8 protein-coding genes are annotated in these 15,372 nt (G+C 68.6%); 2 read left to right on the top strand and 6 right to left on the bottom strand.

Annotated features, from left to right (window positions below; translation table 11 throughout):
- The first annotated feature begins 9 nt into the window (after nucleotides 1-9).
- A complete protein-coding gene (locus ACIOTO_RS07165) occupies nucleotides 10-1,209 on the top strand; it encodes an MFS transporter (protein ID WP_400857220.1) in 1,200 nt (399 codons plus the stop codon).
- Between the two features lie 9 nt (nucleotides 1,210-1,218).
- Here the strand turns inward: ACIOTO_RS07165 and ACIOTO_RS07170 are convergent, their stop codons facing one another.
- Genes ACIOTO_RS07170 through ACIOTO_RS07180 form a run of 3 tightly spaced genes read right to left on the bottom strand, consistent with a single transcriptional unit; the run spans nucleotide 1,219 to nucleotide 4,752 of the window.
- On the bottom strand, nucleotides 1,219-2,742 hold the full coding sequence (locus ACIOTO_RS07170; protein WP_400857221.1) for an aldehyde dehydrogenase family protein: 1,524 nt from the start codon (nucleotides 2,740-2,742) through the stop codon (nucleotides 1,219-1,221).
- A 12-nt stretch (nucleotides 2,743-2,754) separates the two neighbouring features.
- A complete protein-coding gene (locus ACIOTO_RS07175) occupies nucleotides 2,755-3,381 on the bottom strand; it encodes a class II aldolase/adducin family protein (RefSeq protein WP_400857222.1) in 627 nt (208 codons plus the stop codon).
- Nucleotides 3,382-3,408: 27 nt separating this feature from the next.
- Complete coding sequence (locus tag ACIOTO_RS07180) at nucleotides 3,409-4,752, bottom strand: MFS transporter (protein WP_400857224.1); 1,344 nt, start codon at nucleotides 4,750-4,752, stop codon at nucleotides 3,409-3,411.
- Nucleotides 4,753-4,850: 98 nt separating this feature from the next.
- Between ACIOTO_RS07180 and ACIOTO_RS07185 the strand changes: the two genes are divergently transcribed.
- The gene (locus tag ACIOTO_RS07185; RefSeq protein ID WP_168380822.1) at nucleotides 4,851-5,762 is read left to right on the top strand and encodes a sugar-binding transcriptional regulator; all 912 of its coding nucleotides are present in this window, start codon (nucleotides 4,851-4,853) and stop codon (nucleotides 5,760-5,762) included.
- 53 nt (nucleotides 5,763-5,815) lie between these two features.
- Here ACIOTO_RS07185 and ACIOTO_RS07190 read toward each other — a convergent pair whose 3' ends face one another.
- From ACIOTO_RS07190 to ACIOTO_RS07200, 3 genes are all read right to left on the bottom strand, one after another.
- Entirely contained in the window at nucleotides 5,816-6,826 is a 1,011-nt protein-coding gene (locus ACIOTO_RS07190) for an NAD(P)-dependent oxidoreductase (protein WP_400857225.1), read from the bottom strand.
- Nucleotides 6,827-6,847: 21 nt separating this feature from the next.
- Nucleotides 6,848-8,392, bottom strand: coding sequence for an FGGY family carbohydrate kinase (locus ACIOTO_RS07195; protein WP_400857226.1), 1,545 nt, complete (start codon nucleotides 8,390-8,392; stop codon nucleotides 6,848-6,850).
- A 175-nt stretch (nucleotides 8,393-8,567) separates the two neighbouring features.
- Nucleotides 8,568-15,356: a hypothetical protein gene (locus tag ACIOTO_RS07200; protein ID WP_400857227.1), complete on the bottom strand. Its 6,789-nt coding sequence runs from the start codon at nucleotides 15,354-15,356 to the stop codon at nucleotides 8,568-8,570.
- Nucleotides 15,357-15,372 lie beyond the last annotated feature (16 nt).

A 15,372-nucleotide genomic window follows, 5' to 3' on the forward strand; every position in this document is an offset into this window, starting at 1 on the left:
GATCTCCGGATGAAGACACTGCTGGCCGCCATCTGCGCCGTCGCCGTCGCGACGGTCTATGCCGCGCAGCCCGTGCTCGCGCAGATGGGGCGAGACCTTCAGCTGCCGACCGATGCGCTCGGCTGGCTGGTGTCGGCGGGACAGCTGGGCTACCTCGTGGGACTCGTCCTGCTCGTTCCCCTCGGCGACCGCTTCGACAGGCGGAGGCTGATCGCCCTCCATCTCGGCCTCGTGGCCGTCGGGATGCTCGCGGTCGCAGTCGCCCCGGCCGCGGGCGTCGCGTTCGCCGGCCTCACACTCACGGGGATCTTCGCCGTCGTCGTGCAGACGACCGTGGCCTACGCCGCAGCGGTGTCGGATCCCGGCGAGCGCGGGCGGAACCTGGGCTTCGTGACCTCGGGCGTCGTCGTCGGCATCCTCGGCTCGCGGCTGATCGCCGGCGTGCTGGCCGATCTCTGGGGGTGGCGCAGCATCTACGTCGCCCTCGCGGCCCTCTCGATCGTGCTGGGGGTCGCAGCACTACGCCTGCTGCCCACAGACGTGCGTCCACCCTCCCGTCGATATGCAGACCTCGTCGGAGGCATCGGCCGCCTGCTCACCGAACCCGTCTTCCTCAGCCGCGGCGCGATCGCCTTCTTCCTCTTCGCCTCGTTCGGAACGCTCTGGAGCGGGATGGCGCTGCCCCTGTCGGAGGCGCCCTGGGAGCTCTCCGAGACGCAGATCGGGCTCTTCGGCCTCGCCGGCCTGACGGGTGCTCTGGGCGCCGTTCGCGCGGGCCACTGGGCGGACGGCGGTAAGGCGAATCGCGTGACCGGTCTGGCACTGGTCGCACTGGTCGCCTCCTGGGTGCTGATCGCACAGCTCACGTGGTCACTGACGCTGCTGATCGTCGGCATCGTCGTGCTCGACTTCGCGGTTCAGGCCGTGCACGTCAGCAACCAGCACACTCTCACCACGCTGCATCCGGATCGGGTCTCCACGACCATCGGCGGGTACATGATCTTCTACTCACTGGGATCTGCCGTCGGCGCGGCCACCACGACGGTCTCCTTCAGCGCGTGGGGATGGGCCGGATCCTCGATCCTGGGCGCGGTGTTCGCCGCCGCGACTCTCGTCGCGTGGGGACTCGGACTTCCCTTCGTCGGGAAGCCCCGGAGTGGCGAGCCGGACTCGGCACGCCACTCCGGCCCGATCACGCAGCGGGGATGATCGGCGACGTCAGTGCGCCAGGTTCGTCCAGACCGTGCGCGTCTCCAGGTACGACTCCAGGTTGGCGTGGCCCATGTCCCTGCCGTAGCCCGACATCTTGAATCCGCCGAAGGGGGCGGCCGCATCGGTCGCACCGTACATGTTGATGTAGACGGTTCCCGCCTGCAGGAGCGCTGCGAGTCGATTCGCCTTGCCGATGTCCCGCGTCCAGATGCCCGCCGCGAGGCCGTAGGGCGAGTCGTTCGCCCGGCGCGCGATCTCATCGATGTCGTCGAAGGGCTGCGCCACCACGACGGGGCCGAAGATCTCCTCGCGCACGGCGGTGAAGGTGTCATTCACATCGGTCAGCACGGTGGGACGGATGTAGTAGCCCCCGGGGATCGCAGCATCGGGGAAGGCGGATCCTCCCGCGGCGACCGTCGCCCCCTGCTCCTGAGCGCCGTCGATGTAGCCGAGCACGCGCTCGTGCTGGCGGGTGGAGATGACCGGCCCGATCTGCGCCGACGGGTCGAAGCCATGGCCGACCGTCATCGACGAGGCGATGTCGGCGAGCCGACCGACCACGTCGTCGTACGAGCGCTTCTGCACGTACAGCCGCGAGCCCGCCGCACAGGCCTGACCGGCGTTGAAGAAGATCGCGCTGGCCGCAGCGGCCGCCGCCTCTTCGACCGGGCTGTCGTCGAAGATGATGTTCGGGCTCTTGCCGCCGAGCTCCAGTGTCACTCTCTTCACCATCGGAGCGGCACGCTGGGCGATGCGCGTACCCACAGCCGTCGATCCGGTGAAGGCCACCTTGTCGACGTCGGGGTGGTCGACGAGCGCCTCGCCGGCCTCGGCACCGTATCCGGTGAGGATGTTGAGGACGCCCTTCGGCATGCCCGCTTCGAGCGCGAGCTGCCCGAGGCGCAGCAGAGACAGCGGGGTGTTCTCGGCGGGCTTCATGACGATCGTGCAGCCCGCGGCGAGCGCGGGAGCGATCTTCCACACACCCATGAGCAGCGGGTAGTTCCAGGGCACGATCTGCGCGACGACTCCGACCGGGACCCGCTCGGTGCGCACCATCGCATCCGTCACGGACACGGGGATCGTGTTGCCCTCGATCTTCGACGGCCAGCCGCCGAAGTACTCGAAGTGGTTGATCGCAAGCGGCAGATCGACGCTCGCGGCGGCACCCTTGAGCTTGCCTCCGTCGAGCACCTCGAGCTCCACGAACTCGTCGGCGCGCTCCTCGAGCATGCGGGCGAGACGCAGGATGATCCGTCCGCGATCGAGCGCGCTCATCTTCCGCCAGGGCGCATCCGGTGCGAAGGCCCGACGCGCAGCCTGCACCGCGCGGTCGGCGTCCACCGCATCCGCCGCCGCCGACCGGGCGATGACGGCACCGGTGCCCGGGTCGACGATGTCGATGGTGCGTCCGGAGTGGGCTTCGACGAGCTCTCCGTCGATGAGCAGGCGAGGAGGCTGGGCGAGGAAGCGCTTCGTCGCCTCGCTGATGTCGGGATCGATGCTGATGTGCGTGGGGACGGTCGTCATCGCGGCTCCTGTTCAGGCGTGGTGCAGGGCGGCGAGCGCCTCGGCGGGGAAGGCGGACTCGGTGTCGCCGAGGAGCAGCGCGCGGTAGGTCGCGGTGGCCGCCTCCTCGAGGTTGAGCGCGCGGCGGAAGGCCATGCTCACGGAGTCGCCGAGGGCGGAGCAGCCGTGGTGGCCCATGATGATGCAGTCGTGGTGCGCGGCCTGCTCGGCGGCGGAGTCGGCGAGCTCGTCCGATCCGTTCGGGTAGTACGGAGTGGTCCCGACCGAGCGCACGTAGTAGGCGTGGTCGAGGGTGATCAGGCGCACGTCGTGACCCAGGGCGTTCAGGAGCACCGCGTGCTGCGGGTGCACATGCACCACGGCGTTGACGTCGGACCGTGTGGCGTAGCTGCGCTGGTGCAGCTTCCACTCGCTCGAAGGGCTCGGGGAGCCGCTGATCACCTCACCCGACAGGCTCATGACCGAGAAGTCCTCGGGCGTGAGCCTGTCGAGCCAGGTGCCGGAGCCGGTGACCACGAAGGTGTCCTCATCGATGCGCGCCGAGATGTTGCCTCCGGAGGCGAGGGCGAGCCCGCGGGCGACGATGTCGACGCCGACGGCCGAGAGTTCTTCGATGAGTGATTCCACACGCGTGGTCATGGGTGACTCCTTGTCAGGGTGGGGGATTCAGGCGGTGACGGCGCTCGGGGCGGGGTTCGCCGAGACGACGTCATCCGCCTCCTTGGGCGCCTTCAGCAGGAACGTCAGGCCGAAGCCGACGAGGTAGAGCACGGCGATGATCCAGACGGTGCCCTCGACGCCGATGGGTGCGGCGAGGCCCGCGATGACCGGCCCGATGAACTGGCTGAGGCCGGCGCCGAGGTTCAGGATGGCGACCGCGGCAGCCTTGTTCTTGGGGGCGAGCAGCGGGACGATCGCTGACAGCGGCACGAACATGCCGAGGGCCAGGCCGTAGACGATGGCGATCGCGATCGTGACCAAGAAGTTGGGTCCGATCAGGGTGGGCACGTAGAAGAGGGCGAGCACGGTGACGAAGCATCCGATGCCACCGGCCCAGGCGACCACGTTCACGCGACCGATCCAGTCGGCGAGGTAGCCGGAGAGGAGGTTCGCGGCCACGTTCGCGGCGAGCATCGTGCCCCAGATGATCTGCCACTGCGCCAGGTCGAAGCCCACGTCGCGGACCATGTAGGTCGTGAGGAACACGACGAACGCATAGAAGGAGAGCGTGTTGATGATGCGGATCACGCCGCCGATGCCGACCTTCGGGTTGGTCGCGACGATGGTGAGGGAGCTGACGACACCCTTCACGCTGCTGGCGACGGTGACCTTCTTGGTCACGGGATTGCGCAGCAGCACGAGCACCATCACTCCGCCGACGACCACGAAGGCGAGCGCCATCCACAGCGTCGCGAGCTCGCCGATGATCGGGATGACGGCCCCGGCGAAGTAGGAGCTGAGCACGCCGAGTCCGAGCGTGGAGAAGAACCAGTACCAGCCGACGGCGCGACCCATCACCTGCTCGTCGGTGTCGATCGTGACCCAGACCAGGAACCCGTAGGCGAACATCGGGTAGCCGAGCCCGCGGATCCCGAAGGCGAGGAGCATGATCTCGAAGTTGCCGGCCATGACGCCGAACACGAGGAAGAGCACCTCGAAGACGACCCAGATGCCGAAGCCGAGCATCATGACGCGCTTGGGGCCCCAGGCTTCGGCCAGGGCGCCGCTCAACCAGGCGGCCACCGCGACGACGATGCCGTAGACCGACCAGAGGAGGGCGATCTGACCGCCGTCGAAGCCGCGCTCGTCGAGGTACGGCGAGAGGAAGCCGGCCTCGATGCCGTCGCCGATCATGAAGATCGTCAGGGCGACGAAGCCCCAGGCGATGGGCCGCGAGATGCCCTGAGAGCTGAGGAGGCGCGCGAAGCGGCCCTCGGCGGGAGGTGATGCGGGGGTGACCATGGGTGTCTCCTCGTTGAGCGCGTAGAGATTTCGGGATGTGGTGTACATTTGTTCAGCATCGTGAACGAATGCCCATGGACATCTTGGGCACGCGTCGCGGAATTGTCAAGCAGGACCGGAGGAGTCGGCGTGGGAGGATGTTCAGCATGCTGATGGGTCGCGTGGCGCGCATGTACTACGAGCTGGGGCTCACGCACCAGGAGATCGCCGACGCACTCGGCCTGTCCCGCGTCCGCGTCACGAGACTGCTCGCCGAGGCCCGCGACAGCGGCATGGTCGAGATCATCGTGCACGTCGAGGAATCGCTGTTCGCCGCCGAGGAGCAGGCGCTGCTCAGCCGCTACGGACTGCGCCAGGCCTGGATCGCCCCGAGCGTGGACGACCCCGCGAAGGCGTCCCGCGCGATGGCGACGGTCGGCGCCGAAGCGCTCGCGAGCGTCATCGACAAGGACACCACGGTCGCCATGGGTCTCTCCACGGCAGTCGCCGCGGTGGTCGACGCCTTCCCGGCCCGCTCGCTCGGGGCGCGTTTCGTGCCGCTCACCGGATCGAGCAGCGGTCTCGCGAACGGCGCCAACCCGCACGAGCTGACCCTCGCCCTGGCCCGCCGCACCGACGGCTCGGCCTTCCACCTCCCCGCCCCCCTGGTCGCCGCGACACCTCAGGCCGCGGAGAGCGCGTACGCCGACCCTGGAGTGCGCGACGTGCTCGCTCGGGCGGCCGAGGCCAGCACCCTGATCGCGGGCATCGGCAGCACGCACGACAGCCGCGGACTGCTCTTCGGGTCGCTGAGCGAGCGTGAACGAGCCGCGCTCCACGAAGCCGGAGCGATCGGCGACATCGGCGGGCGCTTCTTCGATGCGAACGGCGCCCCGGTCCGCGGCGAGCTCGACTCGCGCGTCGTCGGGCTCGACCTCGATCAGCTTCGCGCCATCCCGCACCGCCTCGCGATCGCGGCGGGCGCGGCGAAGCTCGATGCCGTGCGCACCGCGCTCTCGAGCGGCATGGTGAACATGCTCGTCACCGACTCGAACACCGTCACGGCGCTGCTCGACTGACGCGCTGAGGAGCGGACCGCGCGACGCACGATCCGCTCCCCGCGTTCAGACGCTCAGCCGACGGCGGCGAGAGCCTTCTCGTTCGCGGTTCCGGGAACGCGCTGCCCGGCGAGCCAGCCCCGCAGCGCCGCCGCAGCGATGCGCGAGTGCTCGACGATGACGTCATCCGAGGCGCCCGCGATGTGCGGCGTCAGCGTGACGTTGTCGAAGGTGAAGAGCTCGTGATCCTGCGGGAGCGGCTCCTGGTAGTAGACGTCGAAGCCGGCGCCGGCGATCCGGCCGTCGCGCAGGACGGCCATCAGCGCCTGCTCGTCGATGATCGCGGCGCGGCCGGCGTTGATCAGATAGGCGTCCGGGCGGAGGAGCGCGAGCTCGCGCTCACCGAGAAGCCCCTCGGTCTCGGGCATCAGCGGCACGTGCACGGTGACGATGTCGGAGGTCGAGAGCACCTCGTCGAGGGGCACGACGCTGGCCTCGTCGGCGAACGCATCGGGGGCGAGGAACGGGTCGTACACCTTGACGGTCATGCCGAATCCGCGGGCGCGGGTGACCATCCGACGGCCGATCGCGCCGCCGCCCAGGATGCCGAGGGTGCGCCCACCGAGCCCGATCGAGCGGAAGACCTCGTAGGGCTCGAACACGTCGTCCTCGGTCCAGTTGCCGGCACGCAGCCAGCGCTCCGACTGGCTCACCTTGCGCACGGTGGCCAGGAGCAGGGCGAAGCTCAGATCGGCCGTGACCTCGGCGTTGCGGCCGGGGGTCGTGAAGACGGGGATGCCGCGGGCCGTGCAGGCGTCGAGGTCGACGTTCGCCGGCTTGGCACGGCAGGAGACGACGGCCTTGAGTTCGGGCGCCTTCGCGAGCGCGCTCTCGTCGACCACGTCGAGCTCGGCGATGACGACATCCGCAACGGCGAGCGCGTCGTCGACTCCACGGTCGGCGAGGGATCCGCCGTCCATGGTCGGGTCGATCAGGGTGACGTCGAAGGCGTCGGCGAGGGAATCGGCGATGCCGGCGTCGAACGGAGCGGTGATGAGCACCTTCGGGCGGGACGTTTCAGTCATGTGTCTTCTTTCAGGTGGTGGTCAGTGAGCCGAGGACTCGGGAGCGGGATGCTGCTCGGCGCTCTCGCGGAGGCGGCGGAGTCCACCCCAGTGCGGGCGCAGAGCATCGCGCGTCGCGAGGAAGAGCGCATACGCGTCGTCGTACAGCGCGGTGCGGGCGGCGTCCGGAGAGAAGGTCGTGGTCGACGGCGTGAGTCGGCGCGACGCGTCGTGCAGGTCGTCAGCCAGGCCGACCGCGGCCATCGCGAGTGTGGCGACGCCGCGGGCGCCCACCTCCGGTTCGTCTTGACGCACGATGTCGCGAGCCAGGACGTCGGCCAGGATCGTGCACAGGAGGTCGGAATCGGAGCCTCCTCCGCAGACGAGCAGGGGGCCTTCCAGCCCCAGCGCGTCGGTGGACTCGCGCAGGCTGAAGGCCAGGCCCTCGTAGACACTCCGCAGCAGCTGGCCCGGGGTCGTGGTGACGCTCATCCCGAGCCAGGATGCCGAGGCGTCGGGGGCGAAGAACGGAGCGCGTTCGCCGCTCGGGGCACCGTAGGGGAGGTAGATCACGCCGCCACTGCCTGGTGCGACCGCGACGGCCTGCTTCTCGACGACGACCCAGTCCTCGTCCGCGAGGCCGAGCGTGGCGCGCACCCAGTCGAGGTTGGGGGTGCCGGTCATCGGGGCCATGGACTCCAGAACCTGGCTCCCTCGACCGGTGGCGAGCACGATGCTCGATTCGCTGCGCACGTCGGCACGCGAGGCGTGGTTGATGCCGACGAGGCTCGTCGTGCCGAGGATGGCGTAGCCGCGGCCGTCGTCGAGCACGCCGAGTCCGATGCCGGCAGCCGCGGTGTCGACGACTCCGACGACGACGGGCAGCCCCTCGGGGAGCCCCAGCGCCGCTGCCACTCTCAGCTCGAGCCGGCCGGCGATCTGCTGCGGATCGAGCACCTCCGGCAGGTATTCGCGCACGTGCTCCTGTCCGAGTGCGGGGAACAGCTCTTCGGCGTACGCCCCCGTCGCGGTGTCGAGGTAGGTGCGCGAGGCCTCGCTGGGATCGGTCGCACGGCGACCGGTGAGCTTGAAGCGCAGCCAGTCCTTGCAGTTCAGCTGCGTCGTGACCCGCTCCCGCAGGGTCGGATCCGCCGCCATCAGCTCGTCGACGAGGATCGGCAGCGCTCCGGAGAAGAGGGGAGAGCCGGTGGCCTGGTGCACGGCCGCCGCGCGTCCGTCATCCAGCCACTCATCGAGGCGTTCGTGAGCGCGCCCGTCGAGCCAGAGGGCTGCGGGACCGACGGGCCGACCGTCGGCATCGACCAGCCAGGCGCCGTCACCCTGACCCGTCACGCCGATCGCCACGATCTCCGCGTCGCCGATGTCATCGACCACCGCCGCGATCGTGGTGGCCGCGGCATCCCAGATGTGGTTCATGTCGGCTTCGGCGCGCCCGTCCTCAGCACGCTGCACGCGCACGCTCGAGCGGGAGACACTCGCGATGCGACCGTCGAGGTCGAAGGCGACGGTCTTCACCGATGTGGTGCCGGCGTCGACGCCGAGGATGATGCGAGTGCGGCTCTGCACACTGAACTCCGAACAATAGTGCGGGCTGGTGATCTATTGTTCAGTATAGCTCGGTGTCCGCAGAGCGCAACGGCGGGGGTCGGCAGGGCCACGGACACGGCGCCTCGGCCCAGAGCACGCGCGCGAACCCGGGTGCCGGCCGGAAGGCGGGCACCCGGGTAGGACGAGCGCGACGCTACTCGATCGACTGACGTCGGCGGCGGATCGCCACCAGGAGCCCGCCCGCGACGAGCAGAACGACACCGGCAGCCAGTGCGCCGACGGCCACCTGGCCACCGGTCACCGCGAGTGGATCCGGTTCACCCAGCGGATGCGTGGTGCACAGGCCGTTCCCGTCGACGCAGATCGGTTCCTCGCCGGTCACCGCGATCACGTTGCCGAGGCTGTGATTCCCCTGGTCCGCCCACGGCTGCACCGTGACCACGTATGTCACGGTGGCCGTGCCTCCGGATGCGACCGAGCCCGTGATGCGGATGGTCTGCCCCTCGACCGCCGTGGCCAGCGCCTCCGTCGACCCCTGGGGTCCGCGGGTCAGTGTCGCATCGTCGAGGACGTCATCCAGGTGATCGGTGTAGTCCACGTCTGCACCCGCCGCATCCGGGTCGGTCGAGACGTTGCGGAACGTCACGGTGTACTCCACCTGCTGCCCTTCCTCCACCTCGGTCCCCGACGCGGGGTCGGCCGACTTCACGACCACCACGCTGCTGACGTGGTCCACGGTGCAGTCGGGGAACTCCTCGCCCTCCGCGACGACGCACTCGGCCGGTGGGGCCGCGTCGGGGTCGAGGAGGTAGTTCGACAGCCGGTCGTCGCCGCGCTCACCGTCTGGGTTGACCGTCGCCTGGTAGGTGACGGTCACGGCATCTCCGGGTTCGAGCGAGCCGGTGATCCCGAAACGCCCGTCGACGATCCCGGAGGCGGCGAGCGCGGCGTCCGAGCTCACCGGATCAGACGTGACGGTCGCATCATCGAGGACGGCCGTAAGATCGTCCTCGCGGTCGACCGTGACGGGCCCGGTGCCCACGCTCTCGAAGTGCAGCGTGTAGGTCACGACCTGCCCGGGCCCGACCGTGCCTCCGGAGGCCGGGTCGACCGTCTTCCAATCGCGCAGCTCGCCGATGAAGTGGTCGGTGCCGGGCGGCACGAACGGGTCGCAGTCGGTGTCGCCGTCGGCGCACACGTACGGCGGGGCGTCCGGGGTGAGGACGTTGGCGAGGATGTTGTCGCCGCGGTCGCCGTCCGGCAGCACCGTCACCTGGTAGGTCACCGTGACGACGGTGCCGGCGGGAAGCGAGCCCTCGATGCGGATCTGCTCCGCGTCCGCATCGAATGTCGCCGTGATGCCGGCGACATCCGCCGTCGGCTCTGTCGTGACCTCCGCATCGTCGAGCACCTCCGACACGTCGTCGGTCGACGCCACGTCACCGGCGCCCTGGCCGCTGTTGGTGAACGTCAGCGTGTAAGTGACGACCTGGCCCGCCTCCACGGTCGTCCCGGCGACCGGGTCCGATGACTTCTCGGGAGTGATCCGTGGCAGATCGATGTCCACCGGCGGGGTCTCCGGGTCGCAGGTCACATCCGGCGCGCACACTGGCGTGGCCGTGTTGACCAGATCCGTATCTCCGGCGTTCGTCACGGTCACGGAGTAGGAGATCGACACCGATTCGCCGACGGCGACCGGACCCGACCAGGCGAGCACCGAACCCTCCAGGGTCGGAGCCGGCACCAGCGACCCATCTGACGCCACCGCTGCGGCGTCGCCGTTGTACGAGGCGTCGTCGATCACATCGATCAGATCGTCCGTGAAGCCCGCGGGGACGAACGACGTGTACGGGCTCTCACCGTCGTTGGTCACGGTGACCGTGTACGTCACGACATCACCGGTCCGCACGCCCGCCGTCGCATCCGCGTCCTTCTCGACCGAGAAGTGGCGGATCGGATTCGATGTGTCCGGGCATTCTTCCGCACCGCACGAGCCGTCCGGGTTCTGCAGGACGTTCGCGAGGACATGGTTCTCCTGATCAGCGAACGTGCTCACGGTCACGGAATAGGTGACCGTGTACGTCGCTCCAGCGGGGATCGATCCGGTGACCACCAGATCGGTTCCCTGCAGTTCTGCGGTCAGCGCCGCGTTCGATGGCGTGATCGAGCCCGCGACCAGCGCCGCGTCGTCCAGCACGTCGGACAGGTCGTCGACCTTGTCCACCGTCGATGCCGCAGCCCCCACACTCTCGAACGTCAGGGTGTATGTCACGACCTGCCCGACATCCACAGCTGTGCCGGACGCCGGGTCCACGGTCTTGTCCACCGCGAGCTGGCCGACGGGGTGTTCGGTGCTCGGCGGCACGAACGGGTCGCAGTCCGGGTCGGTGTCGCCGCACACGTAGGGCGGCACATCCGGGGTCAACACATTGGTGAGGACGTTGTCCCCGCGTTCCCCGTCGGGCAGCACCGTCACCTGGTACGTCACCGTGACGACCGCGCCCGCAGGGAGAGAGCCCACGATGCGGATCTGCTCGGCACCCGCATCGACCGTCGCCGTGATGCCGGCGACGTCCGCGGTCGGGTCCGTCGTGACCTCCGCGTCGTCGAGCACCGCGGAGAGGTCGTCGGTCGAATCCACATCACCGGCGGCCTGGCCGCTGTTGGTGAACGTCAGCGAGTAAGTGATGACGTCACCGGCGACCACACCCGAGCCCGAGACGGGATCGGAGGACTTGTCCGGGGTGATCCGCGGCAGGTCGATGTCCACCGGCGGCGTCACAGGGTCGCAGATGACGCCCGGTGCGCACACGGGCGTCGCCGCATTGACCAGGTCGGCGTCGCCGGCGTTCGTCACGGTCACCGAGTAGGTGACCGATACGGATTCGCCCGCCGCGATCGGCCCCGACCACGCGAGAACCGCACCGGTCACCGTGGGAGTCGGCACCGTCGAACCGTCCGACGCCACCGCGACCGCATCGCCGTTGTACGAAGCGTCATCGAGCACATCGGCCAGATCGTCCGTGAACCCGGCCGGCTCGGTCGCCGTATAGGCACCCTCACCGTCGTTCGTCACGGTGACGGTGTACGTCACCACATCGCCCGTCTGCACGCCCGTGGTCGCATCCGCGTCCTTCTCGACGACGAAATGACGGATCGGGTTCGTCGTATCGGGGCAGTCCTCGACACCACACGATCCATCCGGATTCTGCACGATGTTCGCAAGGAGGTGATTCGCCTGGTCGGCGAACGCACTCACGGTCACGGAATACGTCACGGTGTAGGTCTCGCCCGCTCCGACGGACCCGGTGACCACCAGATCCGTGCCCTGGAGCTCTGCGGTCAGCGCCGCATTCGACGTCGTGATCGACCCCGCCACCAACTCCGCGTCGTCCAGGACGTCGGACAGGTCGTCGACCTTGTCCACCGCCGATGCCGCGGCACCGACGCTCTCGAACGACAGGGTGTAGGTCACCACCTGCCCCGCGTCCACCGAAGTGCCCGACTCCGGGTCCACCGTCTTGTCCACCGCGAGCTGCCCGACCGGGTGCTCCGTGCTCGGCGGCACGAACGGGTCGCAGTCCGGGTCGCTGTCATCGCATACGTATGGCGGCACATCCGGGGTGACGACGTTGGTGAGGATGTTGTCGCCGCGCTCACCGTCCGCCAACACGGTCACCTGATAGGTCACGGTCACCGTCGCACCGGCGGGGAGCGACCCCTCGATGCGGATCTCGCCCGCGCCCGCGTCGAACGTGGCCGTGATGCCCGCGAGATCGGCCGTCGGGTCGGTCGTGACCTCCGCGTCGTCGAGCACCTCCGACACATCATCGGTCGATGCGACGTCACCGGCGGCCTGGCCGCTGTTGGTGAAGGTCAGCGAGTACGTGATCACATCTCCGGCGACCACACCCGAGCCCGAGACGGGATCGGACGACTTCTCGGGGGTGATCCGCGGCAGGTCGATGTCCACCGGCGGCGTCACAGGATCACAGATGACGCCCGGTGCGCACACCGGCGTCGCGGTGTTCACTAGGTCCGCATCACCGGCGTTGGTCACCGTCACCGAGTAGGTGACCGATACGGATTCGCCCGCCGCGATCGGACCCGACCACGTGAGAACCGGAGTCGCCAGAGTCGGAGTCGGCACCGTCGAGCCGTCCGACGCCACCGCGACGGCATCGCCGTTGTAAGACGCATCGTCGAGCACATCGGTCAGGTCGTCCGTGAAACCGGCCGGTTCGGTCACCGTATAGGCACCCTCACCATCGTTCGTCACGGTGACCGTGTAGGTCACCACATCGCCCGTCTCCACACCCGTCGTCACGTCCGCGTCCTTCTCGACGACGAAATGACGGACCGGGTTCTCCGTCTCCGGACATCCTTCGACATCACACGACCCGTCCGGGTTCTGCACCACGTTCGCCAGAACATGGTTCTCCTGGTCTGCGAACGCACCCACGGTCACGGAATACGTCACGGTATACGTCTCGCCGACCGCGACGGTGCCGGCGACGATCAGGTCGGTGCCCTGGAGTTCTGCCGTCAGCCCCGGGTTCGACGTCGTGATCGAGCCCGCGACCAACTCCGCGTCGTCGAGCACGTCGGACAGGTCGTCGACCTTGTCCACTGCCGCCGCTGCCTCGCCCACACTCGCGAACGAGAGGGTGTAGGTCACGACCTGACCCGCGTCGACCGCGGTGCCCGACTCGGGATCCACCGTCTTGTCGATCACGAGTTCTGCAGCCGGGATGCGCACACTCGCGCAGTCGTCCTGTCCTGCTGCCGTCTCGTCCGTCGGGATGCAGACGAGGTTGTACAGGATGTTGTCGCCCGCGGCGGAGTCGTACGTCGCCGTGTACGTGATGGTGACACTCTCGCCGGCGGCGAGCGGACCGACCCAGGTGAGTTCGTCCCCGACCAGCTCGGCGGATCCATCGGTCGGCGAGGTGATCCCTCCGAAGGTCGCGTCGTCGAGCACGGCACTGAGGTCATCGGTCACGCGGGCGGGCTCGGCGGCCGTGTAGGTACCGGGTCCGGTGTTCGTGGCCGTGATCGTGTATTCGACCACGCCGCCGTCCGCAGGGAGCTCGGTCGTGTCGGCAGCCTTGGTGACCGACAGTTTCGGCAGCAGGAACTCCGCCTCGGCACAAGCGATCCCGGTGGTGGGATCGACGCCGTCACCGTTCGGGGGGTTGCACGCCGGGGTCGGGGTATCCGGCGTGCCGCTGAACACCACGTTCCGGGCGATGCCGTCTCCTCCCGCCTCGACCGTCGCCGTGTAGCTGAGCTCCACGCTCTCGCCGACCGCGAGCGGGCCGGTCCAGGTCAGATCGGGGGCCGCGTACGCGATGGTCCCCGGCATCGTCGCGGTGGCGTCACCGTTGTAGGTGGCGTCATCGAGGACAGCGGTCAGGTCATCGGTGACGACCGCCGGGTTCGCCGCGGTGTACGGTTCCTCACCCGTGTTGGTCGCGGTGATGGTGTACTCCACATCGTCACCCGGACGGGTGTCGATGGTGGCGTCGGATGTCTTCGTCAGCGTCAGGCAGTTCCCGGGCGAAGACGCCTGTGCGCTGACGTCGATGTCGCCGTAGGCCCAGTTGTCGATGGCCGCGAAGTTGCCCCACTGGTTCGTGCCGGTGGATGCCCACCCGTGGATGAAGCCGGCGCTGCTGAGACCGGCGAGATTGACGACCGGAGTGCTCGTCGTGGATTTAGGGCCCACACCCGACAACGGAACCTCGGTGTCGTCCCAATAGATGGTGTCGTTTCCGGCGCTCGACCCGACGATCTGCGTGATGCGGATGCCGCCGGGCAGAGTCTCCACGTCGCCGAGCACGAAGTGGATCTCGTCGGTCTTCTCGATCGCCACCTCGAAGTTCACCGTCGTGCAGACGTCGACGAGCGTGCCGGCGGAGTCCCGGCCGTTCCACGGAGCGCTCACGGTGCCGTCCGTTCCCGACTGGGGGAGAGCGACATCCAGAGGATCCGTGTACGAGCCGTTTCCGTCGACATCGACCCGCACGACGTAGTTGCCCGTGAAATTGCTCAGGTCATACGAGAGCGCTCCGGCGTGCGAAAGAGCGTTGGTACGCGTGTACGTGGTGTCATCGAAGCTCGGAGTGACGTAATCGGGATTGACGAACTCGTTCCCATCGGCCGACGAAGCGAACCCGGGAAGGTCGGCTGCCGGGGGTTCGAAGAAGAGGTTGTAGCCGGGCCCGCACTCCGGGCCAGGACCCTGATGCTCGGGCGAGTTACTCGTCTGCGCGAGCGATCGATAGGCCGGGGTGCAGAGCGCCGGGTCGACGACGTTCCCGAAGGCATCGCTGCTGAAGCTCCAGCCACCACCGTTGAACACGGGCATCTCCACGGTGTACTGCGAGCCGTTCTCCGACACGACCCAGAAACTGAGGTCGGAGTTGGGGAAGGCGGTGCCCGATCCCGGAGTGAATGAGCTGTACGCGCGGTACTGCTTCGACCACACTCGACCTTCGATCGGTGCGCCGCCGGAGAGCACGGTGATGTCCCATCGCGTGTCGTTTCCCGACCCCGCCGGCCAGTTCGGCGTCTCCGCCCCGATTCCGTCCGTCTCGAGGAGCCATACCCCGCCGGGACCGGTCATGCCGGCCGGCACGGTGCAGACGGTTTCCGGGGCAGTGGCCGGCGGAAGGTCGCAGGTCCAGCGCACGGCGCCCGAGGGGTCGGTCAGGGTGAAGGTCTGTCCCTGCGTCGGATTGAGATCATTGGCGATGAACTCTGCTGTGACGACGTCGCCGGCGGCGGCGTACACATAGAAGGTGTTCTCGCCGATGAGCACCGTGTTCGGTGCATTCGACTCGGCCTGCGCTGGCGCAGCGGCCAGGGGACTCAGCGCCCCGAGCACACCGACGGTGAGGGCGACGGCCGCGGCCGTGAAGCGGCTCCTCAGAGAGTGCGGGTTCTGCCGGGCGCGCCTGTTGCGGGACTTGTCGGTCATCAGAACCTCTTCGTGT

Source organism: Microbacterium sp. NPDC087592 (assembly GCF_044743585.1).
In the GTDB taxonomy this organism is placed as follows: domain Bacteria; phylum Actinomycetota; class Actinomycetes; order Actinomycetales; family Microbacteriaceae; genus Microbacterium.

Coding starts and splice junctions, on each gene's coding strand:
- ACIOTO_RS07165 (WP_400857220.1), top strand. CDS start 10: ATGAAGACACTGCTGGCCGCCATCTGCGCCGTCGCCGTCGCGACGGTC.
- ACIOTO_RS07170 (WP_400857221.1), bottom strand. CDS start 2,742: ATGACGACCGTCCCCACGCACATCAGCATCGATCCCGACATCAGCGAG.
- ACIOTO_RS07175 (WP_400857222.1), bottom strand. CDS start 3,381: ATGACCACGCGTGTGGAATCACTCATCGAAGAACTCTCGGCCGTCGGC.
- ACIOTO_RS07180 (WP_400857224.1), bottom strand. CDS start 4,752: ATGTACACCACATCCCGAAATCTCTACGCGCTCAACGAGGAGACACCC.
- ACIOTO_RS07185 (WP_168380822.1), top strand. CDS start 4,851: ATGCTGATGGGTCGCGTGGCGCGCATGTACTACGAGCTGGGGCTCACG.
- ACIOTO_RS07190 (WP_400857225.1), bottom strand. CDS start 6,826: ATGACTGAAACGTCCCGCCCGAAGGTGCTCATCACCGCTCCGTTCGAC.
- ACIOTO_RS07200 (WP_400857227.1), bottom strand. CDS start 15,356: ATGACCGACAAGTCCCGCAACAGGCGCGCCCGGCAGAACCCGCACTCT.